The organism is Frankia sp. CgKIO3 (genome assembly GCF_977946435.1).
The window spans coordinates 1-16,516 of sequence record NZ_CDWTMO010000091.1 but is presented as its reverse complement, the minus strand read 5'-3'; the positions used below and the strand labels follow the sequence as shown (position 1 = coordinate 16,516).

Annotated in this window: 10 protein-coding genes and 1 pseudogene; 5 read left to right on the top strand and 6 right to left on the bottom strand. The window is 72.6% G+C overall.

Going from position 1 to position 16,516, the window contains the following annotated elements; translation table 11 throughout:
• The 3 genes and pseudogenes from AC08OJ_RS11955 to AC08OJ_RS11945 form a co-directional block, all read right to left on the bottom strand.
• A partial coding sequence (locus tag AC08OJ_RS11955; protein ID WP_476595758.1) for an acetyl-CoA carboxylase biotin carboxylase subunit occupies window positions 1–1,565 on the bottom strand: 1,565 nt, incomplete at its 3' end.
• A 186-nt stretch (window positions 1,566–1,751) separates the two neighbouring features.
• Window positions 1,752–3,400 (bottom strand): annotated as a pseudogene (locus AC08OJ_RS11950) (carboxyl transferase domain-containing protein).
• Between the two features lie 424 nt (window positions 3,401–3,824).
• Window positions 3,825–5,168 carry a DUF5925 domain-containing protein gene (locus AC08OJ_RS11945; RefSeq protein WP_476595757.1) on the bottom strand — a complete coding sequence of 448 codons (1,344 nt, stop codon included), beginning with the start codon at window positions 5,166–5,168 and terminating at the stop codon, window positions 3,825–3,827.
• Window positions 5,169–5,400: 232 nt separating this feature from the next.
• On the opposite strand from AC08OJ_RS11945, the gene AC08OJ_RS11940 reads away from it, so the two are divergent.
• The 4 genes from AC08OJ_RS11940 (at window position 5,401) to AC08OJ_RS11925 (ending at window position 10,017) form a co-directional block, all read left to right on the top strand.
• A complete protein-coding gene (locus AC08OJ_RS11940) occupies window positions 5,401–6,267 on the top strand; it encodes a DUF3710 domain-containing protein (RefSeq protein ID WP_476595756.1) in 867 nt (288 codons plus the stop codon).
• Between the two features lie 322 nt (window positions 6,268–6,589).
• Window positions 6,590–8,101, top strand: a complete 1,512-nt coding sequence (locus tag AC08OJ_RS11935) for a hypothetical protein (protein ID WP_476595755.1) — start codon at window positions 6,590–6,592, stop codon at window positions 8,099–8,101.
• 255 nt (window positions 8,102–8,356) lie between these two features.
• Complete coding sequence (cobM, locus tag AC08OJ_RS11930; protein WP_476595754.1) at window positions 8,357–9,190, top strand: precorrin-4 C(11)-methyltransferase; 834 nt, start codon at window positions 8,357–8,359, stop codon at window positions 9,188–9,190.
• 20 nt (window positions 9,191–9,210) lie between these two features.
• Window positions 9,211–10,017 carry a cobalt-precorrin-6A reductase gene (locus tag AC08OJ_RS11925; RefSeq protein WP_476595753.1) on the top strand — a complete coding sequence of 269 codons (807 nt, stop codon included), beginning with the start codon at window positions 9,211–9,213 and terminating at the stop codon, window positions 10,015–10,017.
• Between the two features lie 6 nt (window positions 10,018–10,023).
• On the opposite strand, the gene AC08OJ_RS11920 is transcribed toward AC08OJ_RS11925, so the two are convergent.
• The 3 genes from AC08OJ_RS11920 to AC08OJ_RS11910 are packed head-to-tail and all read right to left on the bottom strand — an operon-like array spanning window position 10,024 to window position 13,768.
• Complete coding sequence (locus tag AC08OJ_RS11920) at window positions 10,024–11,604, bottom strand: precorrin-2 C(20)-methyltransferase (RefSeq protein ID WP_476592874.1); 1,581 nt, start codon at window positions 11,602–11,604, stop codon at window positions 10,024–10,026.
• On the bottom strand, window positions 11,604–12,263 hold the full coding sequence (locus tag AC08OJ_RS11915; protein WP_476592875.1) for a precorrin-8X methylmutase: 660 nt from the start codon (window positions 12,261–12,263) through the stop codon (window positions 11,604–11,606). The genes AC08OJ_RS11920 and AC08OJ_RS11915 overlap by 1 nt, the downstream gene beginning before the upstream one ends.
• A complete protein-coding gene (locus AC08OJ_RS11910; protein ID WP_476595752.1) occupies window positions 12,260–13,768 on the bottom strand; it encodes a nitrite reductase in 1,509 nt (502 codons plus the stop codon). The genes AC08OJ_RS11915 and AC08OJ_RS11910 overlap by 4 nt, the downstream gene beginning before the upstream one ends.
• A 233-nt stretch (window positions 13,769–14,001) precedes the next feature.
• On the opposite strand from AC08OJ_RS11910, the gene AC08OJ_RS11905 reads away from it, so the two are divergent.
• The coding region (locus tag AC08OJ_RS11905; RefSeq protein WP_476595751.1) for a cobaltochelatase subunit CobN at window positions 14,002–16,516 on the top strand (2,515 nt) is incomplete at its 3' end.

Sequence of the window (16,516 nt, the reverse complement as noted above, 5' to 3'; positions counted from 1 at the left end):
ATCTCGGGTGACGCGCTGCCGCCAGATCCGGCGCCGTCGGGGCCGCCGGACGGTACTGCCCCACCGGGCAGGGCGACGTCCCAGGTCAGCCATGCGGGCTCACCGGGCCGCCAGCCGGAGGGGATGTCCCACGGGTCGACCACCGGACCGGTCGGTTGCAATGCCAGCAGCCTGGCCAGGGCGTAGCCGAGGAGCGCCTCGCCGGGCAGGTCTCCCGGGGTGAGGGCGGCGAGATCACGTTCGACGAGACCGGTGTCGAGCCGCCCGGCGACGACGTCCGGATGGGCGAGCAGCGAGCGCAGGAAGCCGATGTTGGTCGTCACTCCGAGCAGGACCGTGCCGGCGAGCGCGGTGTCGAGACGGGCGATCGCGGCGGCGCGGTCCGCACCCCAGGCGATCACCTTGGCCAGCATAGGATCGTACGTGGTGCTCACGATGTCCCCGGCCCCGATGCCGGCGTCAACGCGGATGGCCGGCCCGGCCGGTTCCCGGAAAGCCAGTACCCGACCGCCGGTCGGCAGGAATCCCCGCCCGGGGTCCTCGGCGTAGATCCGCGCCTCCACCGCGTGCCCGGTCAGGCGGATGTCGGCCTGACCGAAGCGCAACGGCTCCCCGGCCGCGATCCGGATCTGCTCGGCGACCAGGTCCACCCCCGTCACCAGCTCGGTGACCGGATGCTCGACCTGGAGCCGGGTGTTCATCTCCATGAAGTAGAACTCGTCCGGCGCGTCGGCGGACAGGATGAACTCGACCGTGCCCGCTCCGACGTAGCCGACGGCGCTGGCGACAGCGACCGCCGCCGCCCCGAGCCGCTCCCTGGTCCGCGCGTCGAGCGCCGGCGCCGGCGCCTCTTCAACAATCTTCTGGTGGCGCCGTTGCAGGCTGCACTCCCGCTCACCCAGGTGGAGCACGCTGCCGTGCTCGTCGGCGAGGATCTGGACCTCGATGTGGCGGGGGCGGGTGATGAACCGCTCCACGTACAGGGTGTCATCCCCGAAGCCGGCGGCGGCCTCCCGGCGGGCCGACGCGATCGCCTCCGGCAGCCGGGCGGGCTCGCGGACGATGCGCATCCCCTTGCCACCACCCCCCGCCGAGGGTTTGAGCAGCACCGGATAGCCGATCTGACCGGCGGCCTCGGCGATCGCGGCATCGCTCATGCCCGGCGCCGACCGGCCCGGCACCCCCACCTCGGCCACCGTCCGCCGCGCGGTGATCTTGTTGCCCATCACCTGCACCGCGGCGAGCGACGGTCCGATGAAGAGCACTCCGGCCGTCTCACAGGCCTGTACGAAGGCCGCGTTCTCGGCGAGGAAGCCGTAACCGGGATGGACGGCCTCCGCCCCGGACACCCTCGCCGCCTCCAGCACGGCCTCGATGCTGAGGTAGCTCTCCTTCGCGGGCGCCGGGCCCAGCCGCACCGCGACATCCGCCTCCCGGACGTGCCGCGCCCCAGCGTCGGGGTCTGAGTAGACGGCGATGGACCGGATACCGAGATCGCGCAGTGTGCGGATCACCCGGACGGCGATTTCACCCCGGTTCGCGACGAGCACCGACGAAAACGTCAAGCCCGACGCTCCCGGCGCCCTCGGCGGCACGACGCCCGCCGACCGGGCCGGCGTGAAATGGCCATCCGGACCGTGACCGGTGCCGCCGCCTGCGTGATTCGTGGCGGACAGATCAGCCGTGGACACCCTTGATCCTCACGATTGGTTTCCTCACATCGGATGTTTCCGCACGTCAGGATGTCCCCCTCACATCCGGAAGACGCCGTAGCCCACCGGTTCCAGCGGAGCGTTCGCCGCCACCGACAGGCCCAGGCCCAGCACCATACGGGTGTCGGCCGGATCGATGACACCGTCGTCCCACAGCCGAGCGGTCGAATAGTACGGGCTGCCCTGCTCCGCGTACCGATTCAGGATCGGCGCCCGGAAGGCGGCCTCGTCGGCCTCGCTCCAGGCGACCCCCGCGGCTTCCATCTGGTCCCGGCGCACGGTCGCCAGCACCGCCGCCGCCTGCTCCCCGCCCATCACCGAGACGCAGGCATTCGGCCACATCCACAGAAAACGGGGCGAGAATGCCCGACCGCACATCGAGTAATTACCCGCGCCGAACGAACCGCCGATCACCACGGTGAACTTCGGCACCCGGGCACAGGCGACCGCGTTGACCATCTTCGCGCCATGCTTCGCGATGCCGCCGGCCTCGTACTCCCGACCCACCATGAAACCGGTGATGTTCTGCAGGAACACCAACGGGATACCGCGCTGATCGCAGAGTTCGATGAAATGGGTGCTCTTCAGCGCCGACTCGCCGAAGAGCACCCCGTTGTTCGCGACGATTCCCACGGGATGGCCATGGAGGCGGGCGGTCCCGGTGACCAGCGTCGTTCCGTACTCCTTCTTGAACTCCGCGAAACGGCTGCCGTCGACGATGCGCGCGATCACCTCCCGCACATCATAGGGGGTGCGCCCGTCCGTCGGTACCGCGGCGTACAGCCCGGCCGGGTCGACCGCCGGTGCCTCGGTCGGCTCCAGCTCCCACGGCCGCGGACCGCGCGGCGCGAGGCCCGCGACGATGGAGCGCACGATCCGCAGCGCCTGGGCGTCGTCCTCGGCCAGGTGGTCGGTCACCCCGGAGGTGCGGGAGTGCAGCAGCCCGCCGCCGAGATCCTCGGCCGACACCACCTCGCCGGTCGCGGCCTCCACGAGCGGCGGACCACCGAGGAAGATCGTCCCCTGATTCCTGACTATCACCGCCTCGTCGGCCATCGCGGGAACATACGCGCCGCCCGCCGTGCACGAACCGAGCACCGCCGCGATCTGGGAGATTCCCAGCGAGGACATTCGGGCCTGGTTGAAGAAGATCCGCCCGAAATGCTCCCGGTCCGGGAAGACCTGGTCCTGCAGCGGAAGAAACGCCCCCCGGAGTCGACCAGATAAACACAGGGCAGCCGGTTCTGCAGCGCCACCTCCTGGGCACGCAGATGCTTCTTCACGGTCAACGGATAGTAGGTGCCACCCTTGACCGTGGCGTCGTTGGCGACCACCACGCATTCCCGACCCGAGATCCGGCCAATACCGGTGATGATGCCCGCCCCAGGAACCGGATCCTCGTAAAAGCCGTTCGCGGCTAGCGGGGAAAGCTCCAGAAAGGGGCTCCCCCGGTCGAGCAGCGCGTCGACCCGGTCGCGGGGCAGGAGTTTGCCGCGAGCCACGTGGCGGGACCGCGCCTGCTCCGACCCGCCGACCGCCGCCACCGCCAACCGCTCCTGGAGATCGGTCACGGCGTGCCAATGCCCCTCGGCATTGCGCCGTCCCTGTTCACCCGCAGCATCGACCCGACTGGTCAGGACCGGCGTGGCCGAGGACCGTCGGACCTCGTCGGACCGCCGACCGGCGATGGTTCCGGCGCGTACTGCGCTCACAGTCACCCCCCACGGGTGGACGTCGGGCCCCGAAACAACGTTTCCAAGTTAACGACCGCTAACATCGTCGTCAAGGCAGACGGCGGCGGGGAGCATCGGGCAGGCGGCCGATCCCCATCGCCATTGCCGGACCTTCACCCCTTCACCGACATTCACCCACCACCGGGACCGAGACCAGGATCCGGCGATCCGAAATACACCGGTTGCTCCCCGGTGGCTAACTTTAGCGATGCCTGACCGGTGACGTCCGACCGGGACTTCTCGCCGTGATCCGGCGCGCCCCGCCCCTCGGCCGTCCGCCCGGCGGCACCGCGCAGGACGCGGCGCCGCCGGGCCGGCGGGCCTACCCGGCCTGCTCCCGGCCAGGTGGGCCCGGAATCGGGAGTACGGCGCGCAGCCGTCACAGGTACATGCCGTGGCGGGCGTCCGGGGTGGTGGGCCGCGGCAGGCCGCGGCCGTCCCGCAGGGCGAACAGCTCTGCCAGCGTCATGCTCGACCGGACCCCCTCCGCGGAGCCCAGCCAGGACACCGCCTCGGTGTGCGGCAGGGCTCCCACCTCGATCTGGGCGAGGCAGCGACCGGGACGGACAACGGCGGGATGCATGCGCAGCAGATCCTCGTTCGTGGTCAGGGCGACCAGCACCTCGCGGCCCTGCCCGACCAAACCATCGGTGAGGTTCAGCAGTCGGGAGAGCTGCTGCCCGGCCGCACCCCGGCCGTCCCCTCGGATCAGGTCGTCGCAGTCCTCGATCACCAGCAGCCGCCACCGGTGGGTGGGTGGCCCGCCCATGCGGTCGGTCGCCGCGGCCTGAGCACCACGACTGTCCGCATCCCCGGACCTGGCATCCCCCGACCCGGCATCGCCGGACCTGGCATCCCCCGACCCGGCATCCCCGGACCTGGCATCGCCGCTGTCCGCATCCCCGGCCCACACGATCCCGCCGTCGGTACCCCCGCCGTCGGCGCTCTCCCCCTCCGCGTCCCCGTCGTCGTCGTCGAAGCCGATCGCGACCTCCATCAGGTAGGCGGGATCGGCGAACAGCGCCTCGGGATCCAGGACGCAGTCGACCTGGCACCAGGATCGCCATTCGTTCGCCAGGGCCCGCAGCACGGTTGTCTTCCCGGTTCCCGCCGGACCATGCAGGAGGATCAGGCGGCCGACCACGTTGTCCCGGCGAACCGCCATGAGCCGGTCGAGCGGGCCCACGGCGGCCGAGGCGTAGTTGGCGCGGATCGAAGCCCACGTCGTGGTGGCCGTCCGGCGGCTAGTCCGGATCGGACCACGCTGACTGGACAGATACCAGAAACCCATGTTGACGGCGTTGTCCGCACCGCTCTCGGCGACGGACGAGCGGAGCACGTCCTCGATCACCACCCAGGCGAGCTGTTCACTCACCGCGGTGACGGTCACCTCACCACCCCCGCCGCGCCAGCGCACGGCTCGCACCGTCCAGCCCTCGCCGACCGCGAGACGTGAATCGCGGGACTCCTCGACAACCGCGCGCAGGACCCTCGCCCCTGACGGTAGCAGCGTGGCTCCCGGCCGGAGCCGGTCAACCCGGGCACTGCGGGCCCAGGGCTGCTCACCGGTTGTGAAAGGAGCCAGGGCGAGTGCGTCGACGACGTCGTAGGGCGTGTCCGAGTCGTCCAGGCCGACGACGAAAGGGAGCTTTATTCCTCCGCTCAGTGACTCGGAGACCATCCAGGATTTAGGCAGCGACGCCTTCTGATGTGGAACTGACACCTGTCCGATGGTCCCGGACAACTCAGCGCCCGGCCATCCCGTTGCGCGATTTACTCGGGCACATCGCGGGGGCCGTACACCGCCCGCGACCTGTCGCGTGCCTCCATCAGGGCCGATCCGAGGACGTTGCGGCCCGGCCAGCCGCCCGGGGAATCTCCCGGCCTCACCACCGGCGCGCCTACCTTAAGTAATCCATCAGTCACTCCAGACTTCTGTCTGGGAGGTGGTCAGGATGCCAGGAGGGCGACTCATCCACCGTCGGCGCCGAAAGTCGGCGCAGCCGGAGCCGGACGACCATGCCGACACCGAGGCCAGTACCGGGGCCGACACCGGGCCCGGTACTGGCGACGGTGGCGCGAGGAAGCCCAGCGAAACGGGAACCGGCGCTCCGGGAACCGGCGCTACGGAAGCCGGCGCTGCGGGAACCGGCGCCACAGAAGCCGGCGCCACGACGAGCGGGGGCGCCCAGGTGGGCCGGGGTCCGTTCGACGCGGCGGACGCGCCCGATGACGGCCGGGCGCGGGCGGATTTCGGAGCTCTCGTGGTGCCGCGGGTGAACGGCACCCGGATCCGGGTCTCGGCCTCTGGGCCGATGCCCACCCTGGCCGCGATGGACGGGACATCCGTCCTGGAGCTGTCCGTCCTCGCCGCCCCGCGCAGCGGCGGCCTGTGGGCGTCGATCCGCGAGGACCTGGTGCTCTCGGCACCGGAGGACACGGAATGGAACGACGAGGACGGGCCCTACGGCCCCGAGCTGCGCATGCCGCTCGACACGGCCGTCGGCCGCCTGCCCGCCCGCATCTTCGGCATCGAGGGGCCGCGATGGATCCTCTGCGCGGTCATCACCGGTGCGGCCGCGGTCGACGTGACGGCGGCGCCGCTGCTGGAGGAGGTACTGGACGGGCTCGTCGTCGTCCGGGGGGACGCGGCGATGCCGGTACGCGAGCCCATCCCCTTCGAACGTCCCGACAGATTCGAAGGTCCCGGCCGAACAACCGACACCGCCGCGGCCATTCCGGAGCAACCCCCGGAGCGCAGGATGCATGACGCTGGCGCTGCGGGGAGCCAACCGCGAGGCCCCCCACCCGCGGCGTCGTGACCCGGCCCGTCCACCACCGGCCCGGCTCAGGCCCGTGGGAAGTCGGTGTACTCCACGAGGTCGACGAAGATCTGGGCTGCGGCCCGGTAGAGATCGGTCCGGAGATGTTCATGGGCAGCACGCGGAGCTGTCCGGTCGACGGTCTTCAGCCTAACGCCGGAAGCAGACGTGCAACGGCGGCCCTTCAGAGATCGTCTGTAAACGGATTTATCAAGCCTGTTCACCATGCGGGAAGGATAGCGCGGTTCGGGTCGCCCGGGCCGGTCACCATCGGACCGGGGCTCCCCCGGAGAGTACCCGGCACAACGGGCGGAGGTACGGCGTGTCGGCCACGCTAGCGCTGGGTCTGCTGCTGCAGGGGCTCGCCTTGGTCGTGGTGGTTCGCGGTCGGGGCCGGCACGCCGTGTCCAGTCTCGGGCTGATGTTCGTCGGTGCCGCCATCGCCTACCACGGGGTGACGGAGGTCCTGCAGGTCCTGGTGCCGTCCTACAGTGACAACCGGCTGTTGACCACGGAGTCAGACGTCGCGGCCTACACCGTTCTGGTCGGGTTCTCCCTGCTCGCGTTCGCTTCCGGTTATCGCTTCGCGACCCAGCGCACGCCGCCGTCCACCGGTTTCCGCCGGGAGGAAGTCTTGGACTTCTTCGACTGGCGGGTCCTGACTCCGCTGGCCCTGGCTGCGGTGGCCGTGACAGCGGTCGGCAGGAACACCTCGTCCGGCGACGCGGACCCCTCGACGGTCACCGGCAGTCCCTACCTCGTCAGCGGCTTCGCGACGCAGTTCCTGGTCGTCGGCCTCGCCCTGGGAAGCTTCGCCGTGCTCGTGCGGACGAAGGGCCGCGGATTCCTCCCGGTACTCGGCGTCCAGTGCACGTTGCACACACTGGCGGGGCAGCGGCTGCCGGTGACGATAGCGGCGGGCGCGGTGATCTACCTACTGTCCATCGTCGGGATTCCCATACGCCGACGGCAGCTCGTCTCGGTCGTCGCGCTCGTGGTTCTGGCCTACGTCGTCATCTACGGGGCACGCGCGGACGCGGGCCGGCAGGTATTCGGGTACAGCGTGGGTCCCAAGCAGCGCCTGCAGGCCCTGGCCGCCGGTCTGACCCATCCGGAACGCGGGATAAACCCGGGCGAAGTGGGAGACCTCGGGGTCCGCCTGGACGGGAACTCCTACCCGTCGATAATCCTGCGACGGCTCCGCGACGGTTCTCCGCCCATCGGCCCGGTAACCCTGTGGAACGACGTCAACATCGCCGTCCCGCGTTTTCTCAATCCCGACAAACTGAATTCCGACCTGGAGTCGCGTTCCCTCAAGACGCGCCTGTCCGCCACCTACGGGATCACCAACGCGTTCGACCGCCTGCCCACCCAGCTCGGCGAGCTGCTGCCCATCGGCGGTCCGCCGTGGATGGTGACCCTCGCGGCTCTGGGAGGATTCGTCCTCGCCCGACTGGAGTACGCGCTGCGCGGATGTCGCCATCCAGCGGCTCTCCTGGGCCTGCTGGCGCTGGTGGCCGCGATCCTGCAGTACGAAGGCGGGATCGCGCTCTACGCGATCAACGGCCGCGGCGTCCTAGCCATCGCGGCCGGACTGTTCGTGTGGCGGAAACGACGGATCTTCCGGCCCGCGACGGTTCGGGGGTCGACCACCCTACCGCCGCTGTGCACCGGCACCCCGGCCACCGTCGCGCGGGCCGGCTCCGACGAGGACGGCACGCCGACCGACCCGTCGCCGGGTGACCCGGTACGGACCGAGCCGGCGTCCGCTGGCAGGGACGAGGACGCGGCGCAGGTCACGGCCCGCGGCCACGGCCCGCGCCGCAACCGGTGAGGGGGCGGCGGCGCGGCGGCCGCGGTCTCTCTGACGTTCCGGAGGGCGGTGTCCGGCTTCCCGTCGGTGCGCGAGCAGCCGGATCGCGACGCCCGGCGACGCCCGTGCCGGAGCGTCCCCGAGGGGGCTCGCCGCCGACGGCGTCCTGCTAGCATGCCCGGTTGTGCCCAGCAGCATGCGCCGAGCGTCCGCCGCCCCCGCCGCCGAGCCGCCCGGGGACGTCCAGCTGCCCGGGGACAACCGGCGGGGGCCGGCGTGACCGTGCACTTCATCGGGGCCGGACCGGGCGCCCCCGACCTCATCACCGTCCGCGGCCGGAACCTGATCGCGTCCTGCCCGGTCTGCCTGTACGCCGGCAGTCTCGTCCCGGTCGAGCTGCTGGCGCACTGCCCGCCCGGGGCCCGTCTCGTCGACACCGCCCGGATGCCGTTGGACGACATTGTCGCGGAGCTGGTCGCGGCCGACGCCGCCGGTCACGACGTCGCCCGCCTGCACTCCGGCGACCCGTCGCTCTACAGCGCCGTCGCCGAGCAGATGCGCCGGCTCGACGCGGCCGGGATCGCCTACGACGTGACGCCGGGTGTCCCTGCCTTCGCCGCGGCGGCGGCGTCGCTGCGCCGGGAGCTGACGGTTCCCGGCGTCGCCCAGAGCGTGGTGCTGACCCGCACGGCCGTGCTGTCCAGTCCCATGCCGCCCGGCGAGGACCTCGCCGCCCTCGGCCGGTCGGGGGCGACCCTCGTGCTGCACCTGGCCGTGCACCGTATCGAGACGCTCGTCGCCGAGCTCGTGCCGAACTACGGTACGGACTGCCCGGCAGCCGTCGTCGCCTGGGCCAGCCGGGCCGACGAGATCGTGCTGCGCGGCACGCTCGCCGACATCGCCGGTCGGGCGCGGGCCGCGGGGCTCACCAGGACGGCCGTGATCATCGTGGGTAGCGCCCTGGCCGCGGAGGGTTTCCGGGACAGCTACCTGTACTCCCGGGAACGCTTCGGACCGGACGGATGCGTGTCGTCCGTTCCCCCGGCCTCCCCGGTTTCCCAGGCAAACGCCGCGCCGCGTGGCCCGGATCCCCTCCCTCGGGCTCGGTGACCGGGCGCCCCCGAGGCTCGGTGACCGGGGCATGCCGTGTGCTGCTGCTCGGCGGAACCGGGGAGGCGCGCCGCCTGGCGACCACGCTCGGCTCCCCGGATCCCGCCGGCACGGAACGCATCGAGATCGTCTACTCGTTGGCCGGTCGGGTCCGCGAGCCTGCGCTGCCACCGTCCTGCCGGATCCGGATCGGCGGCTTCGGCGGGGCGGCGGGCCTGGCCGACTACCTGCGGGCCGAACGGATCGATGCGGTGGTCGACGCGACCCACCCGTTCGCCGCGACGATGACCATGCATGCCGCACAGGCCGCGCACGCCACCGGCGTTCCGCTGCTCGTCCTGCGCCGGCCGAGCTGGCGCGAGCAGCCCGGCGACGACTGGCGCCGGGTCCCGTCGCTGGCCGACGCGGTCGCTCTGCTCGACCGGTTCGTCCCACCCGGGCCGCGCCCGCATTCCGATCCGGCCCCACGGGTGTTCCTGACCACCGGGCGAACCGACCTCGCCCTGTTCGCCGGCCTGCACCGGCCCTGGTTCCTGGCCCGATCGGTCGAACCGCCGACCGGCCCGGTACCGCCACGGCTGACCGTCATCCTCGATCGTGGACCGTTCGACGTCGCCGGGGAGACCGCCCTGCTGCGCCGGCACCGCGTCGACGTCCTCGTGACCAAGAACAGCGGCGGGACGATGACCGCCGCGAAGCTCGCCGCAGCCCGGGACCTCGGTCTGCCGGTCGTCATAGTCGACCGCCCGCCGCTGCCACCCGGGGTGACCGCGGTCGACGATGTCGACGCCGCCGTGGCCTGGGTCGCACCACCAGGGCCTAGATGACCGGGGCTAGGTGACCGGGTAACGACGTGGGGTGAACACGAGGTCCCGGCCGGGGCCGCGGTGCACCACCCGGGTCGTCGACGAGCCGATGAGCAGCAGGCAGCGCATGTCGACCTCGGCCGGGTCGAACGCGCCGAGGCTCGTCACGGTGATGCTCTCGGCAGGACCGCCGACATCCCGGCCGATGACCACCACCGTGCCCGGGGGGCGGTGTTCGAGCAGCACCTCGTGGGCCCGCTCCAACTGATGGCGACGGGTGCGGGAAGCCGGGTTGTACAGCGCCAGGACGAAGTCGCCCGCGGCTGCCGCCCGCAGCCGCCGCTCGATGACCTCCCACGGCTTGAGTCGGTCGGACAGCGACAGCACGCAGAAGTCGTGACCGAGTGGCGCCCCGACCCGGCTCGCCACCGCCTGCGCGGCGGTCAGCCCGGGCACGACCCGCACCTCGACGTCCGCGAACCGCTCCGCCGCCGCGGCCTCGACGACGGCCGTGGCCATCGCGAAGACCCCGGGATCACCGGAGGAGACCACGGCGACGTTCGCGCCGCCGGCCGCCAGTTCGAGGGCGAGCTCGGCGCGCTCGGCCTCGACGGTGTTCCCCGAGGCGTGCCGGCGCTGGCGTGGATCGACCGGCACCCGGTCGAGGTAGGGGCCGTAGCCGATGAGGTCGTCGGCGGCGGCCAGCGCCTCGGCGGCCTGCGGCGTCAACCAGCCCGCGGCGCCCGGTCCGAGGCCCACCACGACGACCTCCCCCGCGCCGGGCGTGCCGTCGGTACCGACGGTGCCAGCCGTACCAACGGTGGGCGCCGTCAGTACCCAGTCCGCCTGCGACGCGCGCAGCGGCGCCGGATCGTCCGGCCCCCGGACCCGGCTCGGCAGTACCGCGAGCGAGAAGTACGGCACCGTGGCCGGGTCTACCGCACCGAGCGGGGCGATGCGCTGGCCGGAGGTGGTGGCCCGTTCCACGTACCAGGTGTCCGCGAGGCGTCCCGCGGCGGTGAAGGCGTCCCGGACCCCCGGGAAGGTCCGCCCCATCTTGAGCACGACTGCGGTGTCCGTGCCGGCGATACGCTCGGCGAGGGCCGCCGGCGGCAGCGTGCCCGGCAGCACGGTGAGGACCTCGTTGCCCTCGACCAGCGGCCGGCCGAGCACCGCGCACCCCGCCGACAGGGACGTTACCCCCGGCACGACCTCGGTCGGGTACCGGTCGGCGAGGCGCCGGTGCAGGTGGATGAACGAGCCGTAGAAGAACGGGTCACCCTCGCTGAGGACCACGACGTCCCGGCCGGCGTCGAGGTGGACGGCCAGCCGCTTGGCGCAGTCCTCGTAGAACTCGTCGATCGCGCCACGGTAGCCGCCGGGGTGGGAGATCGTCTCGGTGGTGACCGGGTAGACCAGCGCCTCCTCGATCTGGTCACCGCGCAACTGGCTCGCGGCGACCGACCGGGCGATGCTGCGGCCGTGCCGGGCGCTGTGGTAGGCGATCACGTCGACGTCACGGATCAGGCGGGCCGCCTTGAGGGTGACGAGCTCGGGATCCCCCGGTCCAACCCCGACTCCCCACAGCCGGCCCTTCGACGGCACCATTAATCCTCCTCGCTCGCGATCGCGTTGACCGCGGCGACCGCCATCGCGCTGCCGCCCCGCCGACCGTGCACGACGAGATGCTCCAACCGGGCCGGATCATCCACGAGGGCCTGCTTGGACTCCGCGGCGCCGATGAACCCGACGGGCACGCCGACCACCGCCGCCGGTCGCCCAGCTCCGGCCGCGACGAGTTCCAGCAGGCGGAACAGCGCTGTCGGAGCGTTCCCGACCGCCACCACGGAGCCGGCGAGCCGATCCGCCCACAGATCCACCGCCGCGGCGCTACGGGTGGTGCCCAGCCGCTCGGCGAGCTGCGGCACCCGGGGATCACCGAGCAGGCAGAGAATCTCGTTCGCGGCGGGCAACCGACGGCGGGTCACGCCGGCCGCCACCATCTGCGCGTCGCAGAGCACCGGGGCGCCGTCCAGCAACGCCGCGCGCGCCGCCGCGACCACGCCGGGGGTGAAAGCGAGATCGTCAACGAGATCCACCATTCCACAAGAGTGGATCATGCGGACCGCAACCCGGGCGACGTCACCGGGCAGCCGGTCGAGACGCGCCTCGGCCCGGATCGTCGCGAACGACCGGCGGTAGATCTCCGCGCCGTCACGGACGTAGTCGTAACGTTGCATACCGCTCATGTCTGATACGCCGTTCATGCCAGACTCCTCGCCGACCTGACGGCCGCGGCCAGGTCACGGTGGCCGTCGCCGGGGCTCGACGACACGACCGTCGCCTCGCCGCCGTCCGCTCCGACGGAGGCGGCGGCGGCCCCGAGGCCCGTCCGACGGACCCGGTAGCCGGGCCCGGTCGCCACAACCTCCACCACCTGTCCTCCCGCTTGCCCGCAGCGCCGCTCGCAGCCCGACCAGTGCACCGGCGCGAGGGCCGGGCCAACCGGGACGGGCCGGAGGGCTCGCGGCCTCCCGGCCAGGTGCGTCGGCGTCGACGGGTCGCCAGCTCGGATCCGCACGGACACCGCCGCGTCGCGGCGGACATCCGCCAGCGCCCGGGCGCATCCCGGCCGACCGGCACAGCTCGTCACGCCGACCCAGGATGATGCCGGATCGACAACCAGGCCCGCGTCCGCCGCCGCCCTCGACCAGCGGGTAGCCTCGGCCGGGTCGAGATCGCGGAGCACGACGGACCGCCACGGAGTCACAACCAGGACGCCGTCTTCGGCGCCGCCCGCTCCGCCGACACCCTCACCACCGCCGGCACCGCCCGCTCCGCCGACACCGCCCGCTCCGCCACCGACACCGGCTGCCGCGGCGAGCAGGTCGAGCTGGTCGGCGCTCAGCCGCCCCAGGGGGACGAGCACGGTCAACGCCCGGCGGCCATCACGCTGCGGATGCGGACCGGGCCACGCGCCGGCCCGAACGGTGGCGCTCCCAACGGTGGCGCTCCCAACGGCCTGAGCAATTCCAGTAGCCTGGACGATCCCAACGGCGCCGGCCTCGGCCGCGGCAGCCGCGAGCAAGTCGTCCTGTCCACCCGGTCCACCCGGCAACTCGGCGATCCGCCAGGCCGTCGCGGCGGTGCCCACCGCCGCGCGGGCCTCGATGAAGGCCCGCGCCGCGGCGAGGAGCGCGGGTACGGCGACGTGGACGGGCAACCGCAGCGCGCGGGTCGCGCCCGCGACGGCCAGCAACATCTCCCCGGAGGGCAGGGCGCGCAGCGCGAGGTCCGCGGGCAGCCCGGCCAGGTCCCCGCTGCCGTCGTCGACGGCGAACAGCACCCGGCCGGGCAGCGCGGCGAGAGCCGGATCCGCGCACAGCCGGCGGTCCAGTTCGGCGACGACCGGCGCGATGTCCCGGCACCCGGCCTCGCCACGTCCGGACAGCGGCGAGCCCACGATGTTGCGGACCCGCTCGTGCGTCGTCGAGGGCAGCAGGCCGACCGCGCTCACCCGGGCGGCGAGCTCCTCAGCCGTACCGTCGGCCAAGCCGTTAGCCAGGCCGCGTAGCTGCACGTTAGCCCGGGAGGTGAGCTCAAGGTGGCCATCGGCGAACTCCCGCGCGCAGCCGGCGAGGGTCTTCGCCGCGGCGGCGGTCAGCCGGCCGCCGGGCAGCCGCAGCCGCGCGAGCGCGCCGTCCGCGGCCGGATGCGTCGTCAGCACACCAGGGCAGGCGTCGCGGACACGCTCCCGCGGACTGGTGGGCACCGGCGGAGCATACGTGCCGGACTCGGGCGATGCCGGTTGATCGTTTCTTTGTCACGACGACAGCCGAGTGCTTGACAACACCTCCCGCCTCTCTGCGATCGTGACGGGGCCACGAGCGGCGAACGGCGAGGAAGCCCGATGCGGATCCGGTGCGGTCCCGGCACCGTCACCGGGGAGTGCGCCCCAGGCACGGCCACCGACGCGGGGCATGGACCCCCGGGAAAGGCATCACCATGTCGCCTGTGCAGATTCCTCCCACCGATCCGTCCAACGACCCTTCCGACGACCCTTCCGACGACCCTTCCGACGACCCATTGGCCACGGTCACCCGCGAAGCCGGGGAGACGCCGGGAGCCGGGGAGACGGAGATCGACGCGGTCGTCCTGCTGCTGTCGACCTCCGACACCGACCTGCTCTCCGCGCGGGCGAGCGGAGCCCGCTACCGCCTCGCCAACCCGGCCCGGCTCTCCGTCGCCGGTCTCCCGGCGCTGACCAGCGGTGCCGATGTGGTCGTGGTGCGCATCCTCGGCGGCCGGCGGACCTGGGAGGAGGGGCTCGACACGCTGCTCGCCGGCCCGCGCCCGGTGGTCGTGCTCGGTGGCGAACGGACCCCGGACGCGGAGCTCATGGCCGTCTCCACCGTGCCCGGCGGCATCTGCGCCGAGGCACACGCCTACCTCGCCCAGGGCGGTCCGGCCAACCTCGGCGAGCTGCACCGATTCCTCGCTGACACCCTGCTGCTGTCCGGTACCGGATTCGCCCCGCCGGTGACCATCCCGGCCTGGGGGGTGCTCGACCGGGCCGCGGACGCCTCAGCCACCCCGGACGCCTCAGCCACCCGGGACGTCCCGGACGTCCTCGCGGGGAACGCGGTGCGGCCGGTCGCGGTGCGGCCGGTCATCGGTGTCCTGTACTACCGCGCGCACCACGTCGCCGGGAACATCGCGTTCGTCGACGCGCTCTGTGCCGCGGTCGAGTGGGCCGGCGGGGATCCGCTGCCGGTGTACTGCGCGTCGCTGCGCGCCGCCGAACCCGAGCTGCTCGCCACCCTCGGGCGGGCGGATGCGCTGATCGTCACCGTGCTCGCCGCGGGCGGCAGCCAGCCGGCGCACTCCTCCGCCGGAGGCGACGACGAGGCGTGGGACGTCGGCGCGCTGGCCGCGCTGGACATCCCGATCCTGCAGGGACTGTGCCTGACCAGCGGCCGGGCGACCTGGGCGGAGTCGGACGACGGGCTGTCCCCGCTGGACGCGGCGACACAGGTGGCGATCCCCGAGTTCGACGGGCGCCTGATCACCGTGCCGTTCTCCTTCAAGGAGATCGACGCGGACGGGCTGACAAGCTACGTCGCCGACACCGAACGCGCCGGCCGGGTGGCCGGCATCGCCGTCGCGCACGGCCGGCTGCGGCGCGTCCCACCGGCCGAACGCCGAGTGGCGCTCATGCTCTCGGCCTACCCGACGAAGCACTCCCGGATCGGCAACGCGGTGGGCCTCGACACCCCGGCGAGCGCCGTGCGCCTGCTGCGGGCGATGCGCGCGGCCGGATACGACATCGGGCCCGACGACGGCCCGGACGCGCTGCCGGGGGTCGCGGCCGAGGACGGTGACGCCCTGATCCACGCGATCATCGCCGCGGGCGGGCAGGATCCGGCCTGGCTGACCGAGGAGCAGCTCGCCGGCAACCCGGTCCGGATCAGCGCGGCGCGGTACCGGGCGTGGTTCGACACCCTGCCCGCCGACCTGCGGGAGAGCGTCGAACGGCATTGGGGGCCTGCGCCCGGCGAGCTGTACGTCGACCGGTCCGCGAATCCGGACGGGGAGATCGTGCTCGCCGCGCTGCAGGCCGGCAACATCGTGCTGCTGGTCCAGCCGCCACGCGGCTTCGGGGAGAACCCCGTCGCCATCTACCACGACCCCGACCTGCCGCCGAGCCACCACTACCTCGCCGCCTACTGGTGGCTCGCCGACGGCTCCAGCGATTCCGGCGGCCCCGGCGGGTTCGGCGGCTTCGGCGCGCACGCCGTCGTCCATCTGGGCAAGCACGGGACGCTGGAGTGGCTGCCCGGCAAGACCGTGGGCATGTCCGCGTCCTGTCCGACCGACGCGGCGATCGGCAACCTGCCGTTGATCTACCCGTTCCTCGTCAACGACCCAGGCGAGGGCACGCAGGCGAAGCGTCGGGCGCACGCGACCCTGGTCGATCACCTGGTTCCGCCGATGGCCCGCGCGGAGAGCTACGGCGACCTGGCCCGCCTGGAACAGCTGCTCGACGAGCACGCCACCATCGCCGCCATGGATCCGGCGAAGCTGCCGGCCATCCGGGCGCAGATCTGGACGCTGATCCAGGCCGCCCGGCTCGATCACGACCTGGGACTGGCCGACCGACCGCACGACGCCGAGTTCGACGACTTCCTGCTGCACGTCGACGGGTGGCTGTGCGAGGTGAAGGACGCGCAGATCCGCGACGGCCTGCACGTGCTCGGCGAAGCGCCGACCGGCGGGGCGCGGATCAACCTGGTGCTCGCGATGCTGCGGGCCCGGCAGATGTGGGGGGGGCGCGTCACCCTGCCGGGGCTGCGGGAGGCCCTCGGGCTCGTCGAGGACGACCGGGCGGCCCGCGGCGCGGTCGACGCCGCCGAAGCGACGGCGCTCGCCCTGGTAACGGCGATGGAGGAACGCGCCTGGGACCCGTCGGCCGCATCCGACGTGGTGACGACCGTCCTCGCCCCCCCTCCCTCGCCAGCGA

Excerpts from the sequence above, each read along its gene's own strand:
- AC08OJ_RS11940 (WP_476595756.1), top strand. The coding sequence starts at position 5,401 with ATGCCAGGAGGGCGACTCATCCACCGTCGGCGCCGAAAGTCGGCGCAG.
- AC08OJ_RS11920 (WP_476592874.1), bottom strand. The coding sequence starts at position 11,604 with ATGGTGCCGTCGAAGGGCCGGCTGTGGGGAGTCGGGGTTGGACCGGGG.
- AC08OJ_RS11915 (WP_476592875.1), bottom strand. The coding sequence starts at position 12,263 with ATGAACGGCGTATCAGACATGAGCGGTATGCAACGTTACGACTACGTC.